Consider the following 17000-nt stretch of genomic DNA (forward strand, 5'->3'; position numbering starts at 1 on the left):
CTCAGAATAACTCCAGATCGCGGTCGACCATCACCGTCACGCGGGCCCCCTGGTCGACATAGATGACGGGTCCGATCGAAAGGTAGTCGCCAATGACGCTGTCGGTGGCATCGGCGAGATCATCGCCCAAGTCTTCGAGAACGTCGGCGGCAGTCTCGCCTTCGACATTGGAGGCGGCGGCGTTCGGCGCGGCGGATATCAGAGAGATCAGCGCGGCAGAGCCAAAACGCTCGTCAAATCTGGTATCGACAAAGCCGGTCACACCGGAGCGGCCAAGTTCGTCTCCTCCGAAGGAACTGATCTGGACGGTCTGGTTGTCGGGCAGGACGATCCGATCCCAGGCGATCGTGACCCGACGTTGTGCGATATCAACGCCGGATCGATAGCGCCCGATAAGACGGGAGCCGCGTGGGATCAGGAGCCGGGAACCGTCGAAGCTGAAGACGTCTTCGGAGACCACGGCGCGGGTCTGGCCGGGCAGAGAGCTGTCGAGAGCGGTTTCCATGACGGCCTGGATCATCGTGCCCTGGACAATGGTGTTCGACGGATTGGCGATAACCTCGGCCTGCGTGACCGACGTGGGCAGCGCGCCGTTCAGCACGAAATCCGTCACCTCTCCGAAAGTGCGTTCGGACAGAGCCGTCTCATTAGCGCCCGAAGTACCGCCAAAGGCGATGGTGGGCGAGGTGATGCGGCTTTGCTGAAATGCGCGTTCCTCGGCTGCGCGGCGCTCGAGGTCCGCAAGCCGTCTTGCTTCCTCCTCGAGGAGCATGCGTTCTTCTTCCCGCGCCCGCAACTCGTCCTCGGTGGGACCGACGGGTGCCGGAAGGGGGCGGTTGGCTTCGAGCTGGGCCAGCTCGAGATCCATGCGGAGTTGCTCCAGCTCGCGATCGCGCGCTGTGAGCTCGTCGCGAAACTGCTGTTGCGCGGCTTCCGAGGCGGACTGCAGGGCGGCAATCTGGGCGGTCAGCGCATCGATGGCTTCGGCGGCAGTCGTGTCTTCTTCGACCACTGGTTCTGGCGCGTTGCGCAATTCCTCGATCTGGGCCTGAAGGGCGGCAAGCTGCGCCAGAAGCTCGGCGTTGGGTTCCACCGGATCCGGTGCGACCAGCACCACCTCAGGATCAGGCGGAGGGAGGGTTTCAATCGTCCCGAACCCGTCGCCCTCGTTTTGGAACACGTCCGGCGTGGCCGTGGGCAGGGCTTCCTCTTCCTCTGGTTGGGACATCAGATAGAGCAATGCCCCGCCCGCTCCGATCACGAGGACGACGAGCAGTGCGAGCAGCGGAGAGCGCCGCGGGGCAGCGAGTCGACCTGTTCCTTTGCCTCGTTCAAGGGCGGCGAGGCGCTTTTCGAGATCCGTGTTTCCAGCGTCGCTCATGAGCCTGCCCCCGCTAGCGGTGTGGCCTCGATACAGACCACCTCTTCCCCGACCCGCAGAACCCATTGCCTGTTCACGCCGGACACCCGGATCACGCCGTCCTCGGTGGCCTGCGTGTTCACCGTGCGCTCGCGGCCCTTTGCGTAGCGGAAGATCGCGGGCACCGGCGCGTTCCGCGGGAACTCAAAATACGTGAAGGTCCCGTCATCCCAGACGCGGGTCGGCGTGAACTCGGTGCGCGCGCTGGCACCGTAGTTGTAGTTCGGCGCTTGTGCCGCGACGGCGCGGCCCTTGCGCGTGTGGTCGTCTGGATAGCGGAACTGCACCACGTAGAAGGTCGGGCTGCGGGTTTCCTGGACGTTGAAATAATAGCTACGCCTGTTCGTGTAGACGGTCACGTTGGTATGGACACCGCGCGCGATGGGCTTGATCGCGAAGGCCTGGCCGCCGGGGACGCCGTCAATCTCGAAGCCCTCCGTGTCGCCTGCGATGATCGAGCGGATGCTCTCGCCTTCGCCGAACTCGACCGTGGTGACATGGGTGAGTGAAACGCTCAGACGGTAAACCTGGGCTTCCTGGTAGGTGGCCAAGCGCACCCGGTTGTCATTGGGCCCGCCGCGCGGGATGGCTTCGGCGAAGGCGAGGTCCGGCAGGAGGGCCATCCAGAAAGCGAACAGGCTGAAGCGAAACACGGTCAATTCTCCAATTTGTCGGAGCGGATAGAATATTCGAGCACGGTGAAGCCGAAGGGATTGGTCCAGACCTCATCGATGGAGCGGCGAGTCTCGGGGCGGAACTCGAAAAGAAGGGTGGCTGTGAAAAGACCGGTCTGGACGCCATTGATGGATGTGAGGCGTTTGCGCAGGCGGACCGTGGCGCGGCTCAAACCGATGCGATTGATACTAAGGATTTCCACATCGAGCCGGGCATTGGGGCCATAGACCGTCGGTGGGTAGTTCTCATTGGCGCTGTTCCAGATCTGGCGTAACCCGCTCTCGGCAGCGCCATCTGAGCGGCGCAAAACGCTTCGGATGCGCAGATCGTTGTCGAGCTGGTTGTAGACCTCACGGTCGGTCACGTAGCGGAACACCTCCGCCTCGATGATCGCCTGGTTGGCGGTGACAGACGTCGCTTCCACCGAGGCTTCGGGCAGGGCAAAGCCCGTCTCAGGATCATAGGGCACAACGACCGGGGGAGGATCGACATCGAGGATCGCGACGGCCGCCGCGCTCAGGCATCCGAGGATGCCGAAGATGAGGCCGATGAGCCCAAGGCGCTGCCAGAGCCGTTCACGGCGTAGCGCGCCATAGACCAGCTCTTCTTCGATGATTTCCTGTTCACTCGCCACGTGTCACACCTCGGCTCGGCGTTTCGAAATAGATTGAATCGGTTCTTCGCTGCCTCTCGCTTCGTTCGAACGCGAAAACCGATATTTGATATTCTGGGTCAATTTCGAAACGCCCTAATCAGCCCGCAGGTCGGGTAGGGTAAAATCCATGAAGCGCTGCTCCTCGGCGATGGTGGCCGCATCGATCACGCCGCCGGTGCCGTCGCCCACGGTTTGCACGGCTTCGAGCTGCCACATGGCGACCAGTGCGATGGCAAGTTCCGCCGTCACGCGCGTGTTGAGATCGACGCTTTCCTTGAGTTCGTCCATGTCATCGATCAGCGCGACCAGCCGGTCGACCCGTTCCAATGATTGGCCTGCGTCTTCGTAGCTGTTCTGGGCGGCGGCCGCGACGAGCGCGCCGGTCGTGGCTTGCGTCGCCACGCGATTGGCACCGGGATTGCCGCTGGTCGCCATTTCCGAGAGGGTGTCGTCGTCAAAGCCGAGATCGGCCAGTACCCGGTCCATCTGGGTTTCGATTTCTCCCGCGCCGGAGCCGGACAGGCCCGAGAAATCCCCCGTCTTGATGGCCTCAATCGTCGCAAGGATGTCGCCGAACTCTTGGTCGAGCAGACCGTTCAGCTCGTCTTCCATCTCGGTGCGGATGATTTCCGGCAGTTCGGCGAGGCGCGTCAGGGCCTCGTAGGTTCGTTGCAATTCGCCAAGTTGGTCCGTGAGCGTTGCAAGGTGTTCACGGAGCTGAGTCAGCTGCTCGTTTTGCAGGATCTCGTCCTCGATCATCTGCCGCAGCTGCTGGATGTTTTGCGCGATGTTCTGGGTGTCGACGACGGGCACGCCTTGCGCGAGGGCAGGGGACGGTGTGCCGAGATGCAGGCCAATCCCAAGCGTCGTGGCCAAGGCCGTTCTCAGAAAAATCCGTCCCATCAGTCAATCTCCCTGATCGTGAATTCCATGAAGGCGCCTTCGGCCATGTGGGCGCTGGCCTGCGCCAGCTCTTCGGCGGAAAGGACTCGGGTCCGTGCTGCCTGAAGTCTGATGCGGGCGGCAACGAGACGTACGAGTTCGGCGCGGGCATAGGTATTGAGCGCGATGCTTTCCTGAACGTCTTCGGTTTCGGAAATCCGCTCGACGATTTCTTGGATGCGTAGGGCGGCTTGGCGGATCGCGGCGGGCGAGTTGCTGCCATAAAAGGCGGCCCCATGCCCGGTGATCGAGAGGTTCGCATTGGCGAGAAGTGCGGGGTCGATCGTGCCAAGCGCTTCGATCCCACCGATGCGGCTCAGATAGAGATTGTAGCGTTCGGGGATGACCTGGACGTAGTGCTGGGTCTCAGTGAAAGGCGGCACCCCACCATATTCGAACACCCGGCCGGGTCCGGCGTTGTAGGCCGCGAGCGCGTTGATGATGTTTCCGTCGAAGGTGTTCAGTTGCGTTGCGAGGTACCGCGCGCCGCCATGCACCTGCAGGTAGGGGCTGTCATAGTATTCCGGGTTGATGCCGAGATCGCTCGCGGTGCCGGGCATGATCTGGGTGAGGCCGAAGGCGCCGACCGGCGAGCGGGCACCGATGGTGAAGCGGCTTTCCTGCCAGATCAACGCCTGCAGCAGGGCGCGCCATTGGACCGGCGATAGACCCGCGCGCCCCACGCCTGCAAATCCGCCGGTCTCCTGGGCCACGCGGATGATGAGCTGCTCGATATTCTCGGCGGCATCCCCGAACATCTGCGCGCCGCCGGGATTGGGATCGATCTCGGCATTTCCATAGACGGCTTCGACAGAACGTGCGGGATCACCGCTGCCGTTCTCCAGCCCCGAGACCATAGCCGGCAGGCCCTGACCACCAAAGCTGGTCTGGGCATCGAGGATGCGCTGCAGGGTATCCAGCTGCTCGCGTTCGATCTCGGCGATGAGTTCGCGCACGGACAGCTTGTCGGACTGGATGGCGAGGTCGGCCCCGCGATCGCCGGTCTCAATGATATCGCGCGCGGTCAGCCCGCTGTCATTGGTCGGCACGCCTTGGGCAAGGGCAAGACCGGGCAGCAGGCAAAGCGCCAGGATATGAGGCAGGCTAGACGTCAAAGTCGCCCTCCGGCGCGCCAAGCGGCGTGAAGGTGCAATCAGGCGCGACGGGGGCCGTCGAGGCCAGGAAGGTGAAGCAATTGGCCTGCGGTTCTTGGTATTGGGCGCAGGAGGCGAGAGCGCCAAGCGCAGCGAGCAGCAACAAAATGCGTGTCATGAAAGCCTCCAGAAGTCAGGACGGTCGCGGTAATCGGCGCCGACGAGCGCCTCGCCTTTTTCCATGCCGCCGAGGATGGTGAGATTGGGCCCGAGGGCGCTCAGATCGGCATCGACGACAATGGAGCCCTGATCATCGCGGATGAGCGCGAGGCGGCTGTCGCTGCCGGTGTTGAGAAGCACGTCGAGTTCCTTCTCATAGAGGTTCAGCATCGCGTAATCGGCGGCGTGCGCCCTGATGTTTGGGAGCAAGATTTGCGTCGGCACGGCCTCGACGATGGTCTTGCCGGTGCGCGTGCGCTCGAGCTGACTGGCGTATTGGGTCATCATCACCGCGACGGTGTTCTGCTTGCGCGCGGTGACCAGCCAGTTCGACAGCCGTTCGGCGAAATACGCGTTATCGAGGGCCTTCCAGGCCTCGTCGATCACGATGATAGTGGGGCGACGGTCCTCGATCTCGCGCTCCACCCGGCGGAAGAGATAGGAGAGGACGGCCATGCGCTCCTTCTCGGCCTCGCTGTCGAGAATGCCGGTGAGATCGAAGCCCACCACATCGCCTTCCAGCGAAAACGTGTCCTCCAGCGTCTGTCCGAAGATCCAGCCGTAGCGGCCCTCTTCGGTCCATTCGAGCAATCGCTGGTACAGATCGCCGCCATCGTCGGTGGAGACGAACAGCGATGCGAAATCCCGCCAGTTCCTAAGGGCCGGGTTCGTGGCCTGCGCGTTCTGGCGCACGACTTCCTGGATGCGGTTGGTCTGCGCAGGCGTGAGCGGCTTGTCGGCGCGATGGAGCAAGGTGGCGAGCCAGTCCGAGAGCCATGCCGTGCCACGCGCATCGGTCTCGGTCCAGAGCGGATTGAGACCGGTGGGTTGGCCGGCTTTCAAAGACGCATAGCGCCCGCCATTGGCGCGGACCGCCATCTCCATACCAAGACGATAATCGAAGACGAAGATCCGCGCCCCTGCTCGACGGGCCTGTGTCATGAGGAATGCCGAAAGCACCGATTTGCCCGAACCGGGTCGCCCCATGATCAGTGTATGCCCGCTGGTCGGCTCTTTCTCGGGGCTGCCTTGCTCGTGATAGGAAAATCGATAGGCGCTCTGCTCAGGAGTGGGCAGATAGGTGATGACCTTGCCCCAGGGGGTCTTCTCCGCTGGTTTGCCGAGCTGCGTCCGGTGAAACGCCGCGAAATCCGCGAAGTTGCGGTTGGTGATGGCACTGGCACGCACGCGCTTGGTCTGGTTGCCGGGATGCTGGCTCAGGTAATGCGCCTTGGCGGCGACGCGCTCCCCGATCATCTTCACGCCCTCGGCGGCGGCCGCGTTGACGATCTCGGCGCTGAGGGTTTGTAGCTTGTCGAGCGTATCGCAGAAGATTGTCACGACCATGTGGTGCTCGCCGAAGCTCTGCCGCTTGGCCTCCAGATCATCGGCGGCGATATCAAGCGCTTCCATCAGCGAGAGGGCGGCGTCCTGGCTGGCCAGCATCTGCCTTTTTTGCCGCTTGATGCGACCCGCCATGAGGTTCGAATTGATCGGTGTGAAGGAATGGGTGACGATCATGTCTACCGGCAGGTTCAGCATGTCAAACATGGTGCAGGAGGTGGTCTCGGAATATTCCCCGATGGTGAAACTCTTGCCGTAACGATGCCCCACGACGCCTTCGGAAAGCTCGAAATGATCTCCTTGAAACGTCACGCGGGTATTGGCGACGTTGAAGGACAGGAAGCCGAAGGTGTTCGCCGGATAAAGCGGCAGTTCCTGGCCGGTGTTGAGGGCTCCCAGAAAGCCGATGAGTTCGCCGCTTTTGGCGGTTAGCACGCGCGGATTCAGCTCCGTCAGGCCTGCCAGGAAGACACTCACGGCCTCGCCCAGACGGCGCAGGCGCTTCTCGGTTGCTTCCTTGAGGCGATCCGGCGCGCTGCGGTTCAGGAATGGCAGGACGCTTTTCGGAGGCGGGCGATGGATCACCGTGAGGGTCAGGGTCTTGTCGCGCAGGCCGCTGGTTTCGAGTTTCGCGTGCCAGAGGCGGTCAACTTCTCCAGCAAAACTGTCCTCGCGCACTGGCTCGAGGTCCGGCGTGATCGCCTTGGAGACCTTGTGGACATAGTAGCTGAACTCCGGCCCCAGCTGCGCGATGATCCGGGCAAAGAGCGCGGTCACCTTGTCGAGATAGGCATCATCCGTCGTATAGCTGTTGACCCCATCGAGCCGGATGCACTGGAAGAGCTCGTTGACCCGCGTCCGCACCGTTCGGTCATCGACCAGACTGACGTAAGGAAGCATATGCGCGAGGCGGGTTTCGCGGGCATACCAGTCCGGCGTCATGGTCCGGGTATCGAGGGCTTCGTCGAGAACTTCACTATGGCGCATAGCTGTCCCCGCCATGGATGGAGCGGTTCCGCGTCGGCGGCGTCTCCTGCAGTGCCGTCATCATCACGTCGATAAAACGCGGATCCCAATCGGCGGCCTTCCAGAGCACCGGGTAGAGCAGAGCGGCCACGCCCAGTATCGCGATATGCTGGACCCAGACGAACAGGAGCACCGAGCCGAAGAGCCAGACCATCGCATACATGATGGGCAGGCCCAGAAGCTTCGGCGGCCGCACGAGGCCGAGAAAAAGGGGTGACCGTTCAGCCACCGCCAAAGACCGCGGCAACGATGGTGGGAGCGGCGGCAACACCGGCGATCCCGACAAGCACCCAGAGCGCCTGGCGCAGATCGATGATGTTGAAGAACCAGCTTAGGAAGACGCCTAGAACGGCGAGCGTGGCGATAACAACGCCGAGCGGCCCGGTCAGCGCATCGACGATACCTTGTAAGAGGCTCTGGATCGGGGAGAGATCGATGCTCTGCGCGAGGGCCGGTTCTGCAATGAGCAGGAAGAGCGCAAGCGAGGCAATAAACCCGTTAGATGTATGTCTCATGAATTTGATCCTTCCAATCGGACCACGACGGCCATGACACGGGCCACGTGGTTCTGGGTTTCTCGGTAGGGGGGAATGCCGCCGTGCTGGCGAACCGCGTCTGGGCCCGCGTTGTAGGCTGCGAGCGCGAGCCGAGGATCGCCGAACGTTTCCAGCATCATCGCGAGGTAGCGGGCAGACCCGTCGAGATTCTGAAGCGGGTCATGCGGGTCAACGTTCAGAACGCGCGCCGTTGCGGGCATCAATTGACCAAGGCCGATGGCACCCGCATGTGAGATCACATTCTGCCGGTAGGCGCTCTCGACCTCGATATTGGCGCGGTAGAGGGTCAGCCAAGCTCGGATCGAGAGCTCCGCGCGGCGCAGCCCGGGATGCCCTGCGTAGCGAAGGGCGGTGACCTCAATGGCCGTGAGAACATCGGCGCGGGGCAGGAGAGCAGGCCGCGAGAAGGCTGCTAGCTGAACGTCATCTGGCTCAGCGTCCCGTTCGCCAAAGATTGCCAGATCGTCGGATGCTGACCCCTGACCGATGCCGTCATTGTAATTGCGGGCAAAGCTGTCTTGGGAACGCGACGGGGACAGAGACCCATCGCTCTCCATGACCAGCACCATCTGGGCAGAGGCGGGACCCGCGAGATACCAGAAAAGGAGAAGGCTGCTAGCTGCCGCCCTTGTCGGTCGCAGCCAGTTTTTGCGTGGTCCGCTGACCTTTTTCGAGTGGCACATCGGCGTGGGAGAAGCCGATGCCGATAAGGAAGGAGACCACACCGGTGATCGTCTTGAACTCGCGGATCTTGATGTCGTTATAGGTCGTCCGGGTGCGAGCTGTAACCAAGAGCTTCTCAACGCCCTCGTCAGACACAACGCGCATGATCCAGACCCCATAGTAGCTGGGGCCCTTCTTGTGTGCCGACTCCTGGCAGAGGAGTTCAGCGCTGTAACCACTTTCCACGAGTTCGCGGAAACGTGCCTCCGTAACCACATTTGGTGCTTCTATGTCCCAGTCCATGGCCCGGCTCACGCTCTCTACAAAGGCGCAACCCCCGGCATTCCTACTTGAAGCCTAGAGTTACGATAGTATATTATTGACTGCAAGATATATTGCAGTAGATACGGCTGTATCTCGCCTACACAGACACTAGGCCTGCCGCCATACGTGTATCAAGGAAACTAGAGCTTTGAGAACCCGACTGTTGAACGTCAAACTTTCGACGAAAGCGCTTATCTTCGTAGCTTTTTGTCCTGGAGCAGGTACTGCGGCCACCTGCAGTGCTCCGGTTCGCCCTTATCTTCCAAATGATTCGCAAGCAGCGCGCGACTACGCCGACATAATTCAACGGGACTTCGAAACCTATATCGCAGACATTCAGGGGTATTTTCGCTGCCTCGAATTGGAGCGAGCTCGTGCATTTGAGGAGGCACGGGAAGTAAGTCAGGAGTACGGAAAGTTCTTGAGAGATCTAGGCGAAGATTGAGCTCAATCGTTGTTCGATCTCTTGGTGGTAAGTGGGTGTCGCTCAATGTCCGTGCCGGCCCTGTAAAACCACAAAGTTGACGTGTCGCCCGTATCCCACAAGTATTCGATTCCGACCGTGCGTCCTGTCAGCCTGCAGACCAATCGGCAGACAGCTTCAGCTTCAAGTGACGTATTGTCAAACGAGCGCATCATTTTCTCCCGGCTATTCAAGATCTGCATGCCTTGCTGGACCCTCAAAATCCCGCTAAGAGGGAGTCTAGCGATAGGTTTCTCCCTAAGCGCGAAATAAACGATCAAGGCGAATCCGAGCTCGATAAGCTACTGAAATAGAGAGCTAAAATTTTCCCCCAGTAGCCTGTTTTACTGAAAGCTGTTTCGCGAAAACCTAAACGAAGGTCCGGAGATGGTTCACATCGACGAGAATTTCGTGACGAGGCCGGTCGGCAGTGCCCTTGATTTCAAGGAGCTTTTTCAGGCGGCAATATCTGCCCGCGCAGGTCTTTCTCCAGCGAAACCAGGTGAAACAAGTCTTGAATGGACACCAAGTATGTTGGCGGATGCGATCTTGGAGGCAGATCCAGAAGGTCGCGGAGTGGATGTGCGGACGGTGCAGAATTGGTTTCAAGACAATGATAGGGGGATCAGCTCCGAGAACATTGCTTGTCTGGCCCGCGTTTTTGGCAAGGGCGATCCGGACGCGGTTGCAGCATGGAGAACAGAGCTCAGAACGGCCAACAAGCGACTGGCTTCGAAGCGCAGAGCGCGCCGCAGTAGCCACGACATCTCGGTGACAAGCGAGGATCCTAACGGCATCAATTCCACGTTAGGGGAGATCGATCAGTCGCAGGGCCGACGAGGAAGCTTCGCAGAATTTTCAGAAAGAATGTTTACAAACACAGAAGGCTTTGGCGTCGCGATTGTCGTCTGGGCCGGTTTCTTCCTTTTGTGCTTAATGTCGTTTGTCTTCGACAACCATGATGTAACCTACGCCGCGCGACCTGACCTAATCAAACAAGTCGGTTTTTTCTGGTCTCTCAGTTGGCCGGTGGAATGTCTTTTGCTATATCCCTCATCGTTCTTGCTCATTGCGAACCTTGTGGCTTTCTGGAAACGGGAGTGCCGAGCCAACAAACATGATGAAGAACAGATTTCCAACTGGAACGAACTAATCATCAGCTTGCGATTGCCTTTTTGGATCGTGGCCTTCGTGTCGTTCGGCTTGGTGTTTTTGGTTCAGTGGAGCGGCGTTTACCTGCGCGGCCTTACACAAAGCGACATGCCAGGCCTTATCGATTGGGTGCTCGTCGCCCAGGTTCGCCCTGACGTCGTTTCGTTTTGGGAAGCGCTGGTCGCCTCCTTTTTTGCATTCTCATACTCTGGTCTGATCTATTGGTTCTATTTTACAGGACTTCTTTTATTGTTTGCTGTCTGCCACGATTTCCACAAGAGAACCACGGCATCTGATCCGGCACTTAGCTACGGTTCTTCGGAATTCATTGGTGAGAAACTCCAGAGGGGCATCTTCCGCTGCACTGTCATTGGCATTTTGGCCGCCACAGCCATCCAACTCAACGCGATCTATTTGAAGTCTGACGGCTCAACCAGCGTGGGCTGGCTGATCAACGACTTTACTGGAGCACTGGATTGGCATTCTGCAGACTGGGCACTACTAGATCAGTCTTCGGTATCCTCGCTAACCAGTTCGATACTGCTGCTTTTTCATGTGGCTTTGTACGGTATTTGCACAACGAAAGTTCGGTCAGCTGTGCGTGCATCGCACATGCGAAACCTTGGAGCAGAACGCTTGGTCGGCAACGAGAGTGGCGAGCGTAGGCGAGCACATCATAACACGTCGCTCGCACAGCTTTGCGTCTTGGGAGTTTTGTGTTTCAACTTTGCCTTGCTCGGCCGGTTTGTAGGTTTCACGCTCTTTTTATGCGCATCACTACTCATCGCCATCGTGGCCATCTGCTGGCCCGATAAACACCCTGAGTTTCAACCTAGTGTGGAGAATTAGGTGTTCATTCGGTGGATTTCATGAGCAATAGGCAGGGCATTGCGTTCGTTATCCTGTCTATGGCTGCGTTCACGCTTGAGGACATGTTCATTAAGTTGTTGTCGAGCAATATACCCGTTGGTCAATTGCTCTGCATGTTTGGGCTTGGAACAGCGTCACTATTTGCCGGCATTATGTGGTTCAGAGGAATTCGGATTGATGAACCGGGCGCCTGGGAAAAAGTACCTCTTGCGCGAACGCTCTGCGAGGCTGGAGCGGCTTCAACATTTTACTTGGCCCTTTCAAAGGTTGACCTGACCCTTGTGGCAGCCGTTTATCAAGCTGTCCCACTTGTGATCGTACTCGGGGCATTTCTGTTTCTCCAGGAGCAGGTCGGCTGGCGAAGATGGTTCGCAGTGCTAATCGGATTGGCTGGAGTAATGCTCATAACGCGTCCTGGCCTCGCGGAGTTCGATCCGAATTCACTTTGGGCCGTTGTATCTATGCTGTTTGTAGCGGGCAGGGATTTGGTTACTCGGAAAGTGCAGAAACGCCTTTCTTCAATCCTGATATCGTTTCAAGGCTTCCTTGTACTTATTCCTACAGGAATACTTTGGCACTATGGGACGGGGGAGGCTTTGGTCCCAGTTTCCCGATATCATCTAGTCTTAACACTTGGGGGCGTAGTGTTTGGCGCCATCGGTTACTACTGCATCGTTCATGGTATGCGCTTAGGAGAAGCGTCAGTGGTTGCACCCTTCCGATACAGCCGCATCCTGTTCGCAATCTTGGTTGGCGCCATTGTCTTTGGTGAGCGCGTTGATGCGCCTACGCTATTAGGTATCGGGCTCATCGTTTCGGCGGGGCTGTACGCGTTCGAGAGAGAGGCCAGGAAAGGAACTCGGGCGCGGATTTGATCGACTGGTGTACTTGCACCGGGCCCCAGTCTGAGCGTCCAACTAGTAGTTAATCTGCTCGAAGCCGTAGTTGCCATCATAGTCTTGCCAATCGACAAATACCGACCGATTATAAAGGCTTGGGCAATTCGAACCCCAACCTTCAAGTCCAACATGTGCATCGGGTAGGGCAGTTGGTTTAGAAATTGCCCAAGCAAACTCACCCTGCGTACCGTAGGTACCCAAATAGACCAGAGCATCGCGCCTGCATTGCTCGTTTTCTCCGACTTTTCTCTGGGATGCGTATCGCACGTCGAACACTCGAATGGAGCGCACAAAATTAAACTCAGGTCCGCTGATATCGATGTCCGCGCGATCGGCTGTGAGACGCAGGATCAGAACCTTCTGCAAAAGGTCCGTCTGTGCTTTGCATGAGTGCCGAATAGCGTCTGATGATTTTGTGTCGAAGCTGCGCTCTAGCTCCGGCAAAGACTGGCTTTGCCGAAAGTCGCCCTCAGGGAACAAGACGTCGATGACGCGCTCCGCTCCGCTGGACTGACGGTCGGTCTCATGGGATGCACCCATTGGACAGCGCCAGATTTGCAGCGGCGGCTCGACCGGCCAAGGTGTAATCCGTCGGATAAATTCGGCGCGTGCCAGAGAACAAGGCGCCGACGCCGGCCAGCCACCGGAAAGACAAAGGAGGATCGCGCAGTCAATTGGATACGTTTGCGCGCGCGTTTTGGTGGGCAGCCAAAGACTGGTCAATGCTAAGGCGATTGCGAAAGGGGGCAGGATCTTCCGGAAAGGTTTGTGCATGCTGGGAACCTCGACAAGTCCCAATCAGCATATATACGAAAATATACTTATGCAACGCAAAGTATAAAGTCGCATAATGTATCTTATGTTAATTTCAGAGATGCAAGTTAGATTATTTTTACCTGCGTGCCGACTTTGGCTAAATCAAACAATTCCACGATATGTTCGTTATAAAGACCAATGCATCCGCTGGAGGACCTCCTGCCAATTTTTCGTGTGTCTTGGGTGCCATGGATTCTATAATATTGCCAACTAAGACGCAGCGCCCTGATACCTAGCGGATTCTCTGGCCCTGGCGCCACATATTTTGGTAAGGTTGGGTCGCGCTCAAGCATTGAAGGTGTTGGTCGCCAATCGGGCGCAGGATCCTTGTAGACTACGCGAGTATACCCGCGGCGTGTGAGCTCTTCGCTCATGGGTACGCTCGTTGGATAAAGTTTGTAAATGCTTTCGTCTTCAGACCAGAACTGCAGCGCTCTGGAAACCGTATCGCACAATATCGCTCCGTTCTGAAGATTGTCGAAGTGATCTTGCCACTCGTCTATCGAAAATGAAGAGATATTCCGTTTAACTGTATCCGGCTCTGCATTGTTCTGAGACAAGCCGGGGCCGGCCGAAATTGATAATCCAGCTCCCATGATCGAACGCAAAGCCATTCTTCTATTGAGGAATCGTACCATTTCTTAAGCGTTCCTTTGCCGCTTCCATAAGACAGTTTTGCATGCTCTAGTTGCTTTAGGTTCAACTCAAGAAAACGTGAGTTTGAGCACGAAAAAAGCCGGATAGGCCGCCTCCAAACCCATATTTTTGGGAGTATACTTGCTCGCACGGTACGCTTTAGCCATGCCAGATGCCGCCACCGAGATCGCCAGGCTGTACGCCGCGCTTGCCGCTTCGGAGCCCCGCGCCGAGGCTGCCGGGAGCGAGCTGGCGTAGATCTGGGCCGTGGTCTCGACCTCGAAAGCGATGATCAAGCATCTGAAGCTGGACTCGCCAAACTCAGGAGAGAGCAATTTGGCCACAGCTCGGAACGCCGAGCCCGGCTGATCGACCAGTTGGAGCTGCAGCTCGAAGAGCTCGAGGCGGCCACCACCGAAGACGAGATTGAAGCCCTGAATGTGGCGAAGACCTCGACCGTCGACGGCCTCGAACGCCGACGCCCGACGCGCAAGCATTCACTGAACCATCTACCGCGCGAGCGCATGGTCATCGAAGCGCCTACCACCTGCTCCTTCTGCGGGTCGGACCGCATCGTGAAATTGGGCGAAGGCATCACCGAGACGCTTGAGGTCATCCCCCGGCAATGGAAGGTGGCCCGGACCGTCCGCGAGAAGATCAATCAGCTACCCGCCCCATTCCATCCGACGCCATGGGTATGGGCTGAGCCGAACCTGCCGGCGATGGTTCTGTTCGAGAAGTTCCGACCGCACCAACCGCTCATCCGCTAGGCCGAGCGCTACGCCTGGCAGGGTGTAGATCTCAGTCTATCGACCCTGGATGATAAGGTCGGGGCCTGTGCTGCCGCGCTCGAGCCGATCCACGCCCTGATCCGGACCCATTCTCTGGCGCCCGAGCGCCTGCACGGCGACGCCACCACGATCTCCCTCAGTCCCTTCACCTGCCTGCCCCCGGCGCTTTCTGTTCGGAGCATCAGGCCTGTGTCCCGGGTCAGCGCCAATTCCGAATATATGAGGTTCGGAATTGGCCCTGACCCTTACGTCCGGGGAAAATTCAAACGGCGGTTTTGGGCAAATTACGTCCGGCGGTTACAGAGATGCGCCGGTTGAAGGCACTTGAGCACGAAAACACCCGCCTGAAGAAGATCGTGACGGACCTGACACTGGATCGAAAAAGCTTCAGGATGTCATTGGCCGAAAGCTTTGCAGCCTCGCTGTTTACGCGAGGTTGTTACCGGGATGTACGTAGTTTGAAGTGTGTCGATCCGGAAGTCTGAAGGGGCCATCTGCTTTGACACGTGCCCGGCGAACGGATTTGGATGCCGTCGAGAGGCGGATCAAGGGTCTCACAGAGACGCGGGAGAGTCGGGTCTGAGGTCACAAGAACCGGCACAATTCGTTTTTGACCCGCGTGCCAACTTCGGCGGAAACTAAGAAATCCGTCCCAGTTACGTGCGTTTCGGTGACTCTTAATCTACTCTGCTTCTGCGACGTTGCCGTGGCCATAAAGGGCGGCGTTTTTATGTGCGCGATCCACATGCTCGAACTCCAGGCTAGAATGACGAATGCCAAAATCACCTCTCAGAAGGCTTTTGAGTGTGGCCTTGACATTTTCTGTCTTGCTCCATCCATCTGCCGTCAAAACGATGTGACAATCGAGTGCCACTTCGTGCTCTTGCATCTGCCATAAATGAACATGGTGCACGTCCTCGACACCTTCCGCACTCCGCAAAGCCTCGAGGACAGCGTTGTTGTCGATGCTGGGTGGGCTACCGAGCATCAATGTCCGGATAGGTTCGCCTATCTCGATAATAGCCAGATAGAGGATATAAAAAGCGATGCCGATGGTGATCGCCGGATCGACCCATCGCATGTCGTAAATAATGATTAAAGAGCCGCCAATGACTACCGCTACAGAAGCCAAGGCGTCGGACAGGTTGTGCAAAAAGAGCGCACGAATGTTCACGCTGCCCTTTTGCATCGAATAGGTGAGCAGCGCTGTCAAAGTGTCGACCACCAGTGCCACACCACCCAGAACTACCACTGTCCAGCCTTGGACTTCTGTGGGATCAATCAAACGTATGCCACCTTCATAGATGAGATACAATCCAATCAAGATAAGGGTTGTATAGTTGATTAAAGCCGCGACGATCTCGACTCTTCCGTAGCCGAATGTCATGCGATCGTCTGCGGGCCGACGAGCAATCTTTCGCGCGGCGAAGGCAATAACCAACGATGCCATGTCTGAGAAATTGTGCAGCGCATCCGCAATCAACGCGAGGCTTCCGGATAGTATCCCGCCGATAATCTGCGCGAATGTCAGAAGGCCATTAGCCCAGATGGCAATAAATACGCGTCGGTCGCCTGTTGCTGGGTCAGTTTGCGCGTGGCCGTGATCATGCGGCACGGTCTGCCTCCTCGTGACTGTGATTTCGTCGACTGGACTGGGAGTCTCTTGGTAGTTTTCCGCTCCGAATCGCACGTACTCGCGCGTTCATCCAGTGCCGTATGAAGCGGCGAAAGAGCCAGTTGCGCAAAAAACCGAAGTCTTGACGATACTCTGAGAAAAACTCGTCTGGCTCATCGAACGTGCCTAGATCACGGACAATACCATTGTCCTGGATGTAAGTGTCGGTACCGTTCCAACCGATAGGCGGTGCACTCAGGCATTCCGTCGCAACACCGAAACCGCATAGCGCCTCCTCATCGCCGAATTTCCGTTGAAGCGTTTGCAAAAAAGAAGTGTCTAGAATGAAACCCTCAAGATTTACCCAACCCTCAACTGTTTCGACCTCGACCCAAGAATGTAAAATTTCAGAAGGTGCGAGCGGGTAGACAAGTTCTGGCACGATGCCCCTCTGAAGTGCCTTGTGAATGGTAAACCCATGAAGCCTGCAACGTATGCCGACACTGCGAAGCAAAGCCATGAGGAGTGTACCCTTGGTGTTGCACTGACCGTAGCCATCCTCCAGCACCTCGGAGGCTTGAATGTCGTCAGAACGGTTATAACCAAAGGCAATTTCGTCCCTGACGAAGTTGTAGGCAGCGCCAATGCGATCATGTTCTGCAAGAGCTTTCCAGTGGCGGCCGTTGGTCAACTGCCGAATTGAAGTTGCGTCATAATTCAGCAATCGCGTTTTTTTTAGATAAGGCTCGACCTTCGTCATAGAATCTCTCCAAGACTAACATGTCGGGAATAATAGTTGCTACAGTGGCTATAGCTTCAACCCCAAACCTATGCGCACC

At 57.8% G+C, this 17000-nt stretch carries 18 protein-coding genes and 1 pseudogene; 4 read left to right on the forward strand and 15 right to left on the reverse strand.

The features are described from left to right. Position 1: 1 nt before the first annotated feature. The 11 genes from FIU85_RS20175 to FIU85_RS20220 form a co-directional block, all read right to left on the reverse strand. Positions 2-1381 (reverse strand): TrbI/VirB10 family protein, encoded by a 1380-nt coding sequence (locus tag FIU85_RS20175; protein WP_152494664.1) that lies wholly within the window; start codon positions 1379-1381, stop codon positions 2-4. Then, a complete protein-coding gene (locus FIU85_RS20180) occupies positions 1378-2043 on the reverse strand; it encodes a TrbG/VirB9 family P-type conjugative transfer protein (RefSeq protein ID WP_152494677.1) in 666 nt (221 codons plus the stop codon). Before FIU85_RS20180 ends, FIU85_RS20175 begins: the two co-directional genes overlap by 4 nt. 32 nt (positions 2044-2075) lie before the next feature. Beyond that, positions 2076-2729 (reverse strand): virB8 family protein, encoded by a 654-nt coding sequence (locus tag FIU85_RS20185; RefSeq protein WP_152494665.1) that lies wholly within the window; start codon positions 2727-2729, stop codon positions 2076-2078. A gap of 114 nt (positions 2730-2843) precedes the next feature. Beyond that, the gene (locus FIU85_RS20190) at positions 2844-3653 is read right to left on the reverse strand and encodes a type IV secretion system protein (protein ID WP_152494666.1); all 810 of its coding nucleotides are present in this window, start codon (positions 3651-3653) and stop codon (positions 2844-2846) included. Then, positions 3653-4741, reverse strand: coding sequence for a lytic transglycosylase domain-containing protein (locus tag FIU85_RS20195; protein WP_152494678.1), 1089 nt, complete (start codon positions 4739-4741; stop codon positions 3653-3655). Before FIU85_RS20195 ends, FIU85_RS20190 begins: the two co-directional genes overlap by 1 nt. A gap of 55 nt (positions 4742-4796) precedes the next feature. Then, positions 4797-4964 carry a hypothetical protein gene (locus FIU85_RS22135; RefSeq protein WP_172978209.1) on the reverse strand — a complete coding sequence of 56 codons (168 nt, stop codon included), beginning with the start codon at positions 4962-4964 and terminating at the stop codon, positions 4797-4799. Then, positions 4961-7336, reverse strand: coding sequence for a type IV secretion system DNA-binding domain-containing protein (locus tag FIU85_RS20200; RefSeq protein ID WP_152494667.1), 2376 nt, complete (start codon positions 7334-7336; stop codon positions 4961-4963). Before FIU85_RS20200 ends, FIU85_RS22135 begins: the two co-directional genes overlap by 4 nt. Then, positions 7326-7604, reverse strand: a complete 279-nt coding sequence (locus tag FIU85_RS20205) for a type IV secretion system protein VirB3 (RefSeq protein ID WP_057796642.1) — start codon at positions 7602-7604, stop codon at positions 7326-7328. The genes FIU85_RS20200 and FIU85_RS20205 overlap by 11 nt, the downstream gene beginning before the upstream one ends. After that, positions 7597-7890: a TrbC/VirB2 family protein gene (locus FIU85_RS20210; protein WP_057796599.1), complete on the reverse strand. Its 294-nt coding sequence runs from the start codon at positions 7888-7890 to the stop codon at positions 7597-7599. Before FIU85_RS20210 ends, FIU85_RS20205 begins: the two co-directional genes overlap by 8 nt. Next, positions 7887-8501 (reverse strand): lytic transglycosylase domain-containing protein, encoded by a 615-nt coding sequence (locus FIU85_RS20215; protein ID WP_152494668.1) that lies wholly within the window; start codon positions 8499-8501, stop codon positions 7887-7889. Before FIU85_RS20215 ends, FIU85_RS20210 begins: the two co-directional genes overlap by 4 nt. 46 nt (positions 8502-8547) lie before the next feature. Further along, the gene (locus FIU85_RS20220; RefSeq protein WP_152477296.1) at positions 8548-8898 is read right to left on the reverse strand and encodes a hypothetical protein; all 351 of its coding nucleotides are present in this window, start codon (positions 8896-8898) and stop codon (positions 8548-8550) included. A gap of 214 nt (positions 8899-9112) precedes the next feature. Here FIU85_RS20220 and FIU85_RS22395 point away from each other — a divergent pair, with 214 nt between their 5' ends. The 3 genes from FIU85_RS22395 (at position 9113) to FIU85_RS20235 (ending at position 12279) form a co-directional block, all read left to right on the forward strand. Next, complete coding sequence (locus FIU85_RS22395) at positions 9113-9364, forward strand: hypothetical protein (RefSeq protein WP_152494679.1); 252 nt, start codon at positions 9113-9115, stop codon at positions 9362-9364. 405 nt (positions 9365-9769) lie between these two features. Next, positions 9770-11383: a hypothetical protein gene (locus tag FIU85_RS20230; RefSeq protein WP_152494669.1), complete on the forward strand. Its 1614-nt coding sequence runs from the start codon at positions 9770-9772 to the stop codon at positions 11381-11383. A 20-nt stretch (positions 11384-11403) separates the two neighbouring features. Then, positions 11404-12279 (forward strand): DMT family transporter, encoded by an 876-nt coding sequence (locus FIU85_RS20235; protein WP_152494680.1) that lies wholly within the window; start codon positions 11404-11406, stop codon positions 12277-12279. A 42-nt stretch (positions 12280-12321) separates the two neighbouring features. Here FIU85_RS20235 and FIU85_RS20240 read toward each other — a convergent pair whose 3' ends face one another. Both FIU85_RS20240 and FIU85_RS20245 read right to left on the reverse strand, forming a co-directional pair. Beyond that, positions 12322-13077, reverse strand: a complete 756-nt coding sequence (locus FIU85_RS20240; RefSeq protein WP_172978210.1) for a hypothetical protein — start codon at positions 13075-13077, stop codon at positions 12322-12324. Positions 13078-13184: 107 nt separating this feature from the next. Beyond that, a complete protein-coding gene (locus FIU85_RS20245) occupies positions 13185-13757 on the reverse strand; it encodes a L,D-transpeptidase (protein WP_082631147.1) in 573 nt (190 codons plus the stop codon). A 163-nt stretch (positions 13758-13920) separates the two neighbouring features. Here FIU85_RS20245 and FIU85_RS20250 point away from each other — a divergent pair. Next, positions 13921-14684 (forward strand): annotated as a pseudogene (locus FIU85_RS20250) (transposase); the annotation flags it as partial. Between the two features lie 544 nt (positions 14685-15228). On the opposite strand, the gene FIU85_RS20260 reads toward FIU85_RS20250, so the two are convergent. Next, entirely contained in the window at positions 15229-16161 is a 933-nt protein-coding gene (locus FIU85_RS20260; RefSeq protein ID WP_057796594.1) for a cation diffusion facilitator family transporter, read from the reverse strand. Next, positions 16151-16921 carry a transglutaminase family protein gene (locus FIU85_RS20265; RefSeq protein ID WP_057796593.1) on the reverse strand — a complete coding sequence of 257 codons (771 nt, stop codon included), beginning with the start codon at positions 16919-16921 and terminating at the stop codon, positions 16151-16153. Before FIU85_RS20265 ends, FIU85_RS20260 begins: the two co-directional genes overlap by 11 nt. Between the last annotated feature and the right edge of the window lie 79 nt (positions 16922-17000).

The organism is Roseovarius sp. THAF8, from assembly GCF_009363735.1.
Lineage (GTDB): Bacteria > Pseudomonadota > Alphaproteobacteria > Rhodobacterales > Rhodobacteraceae > Roseovarius.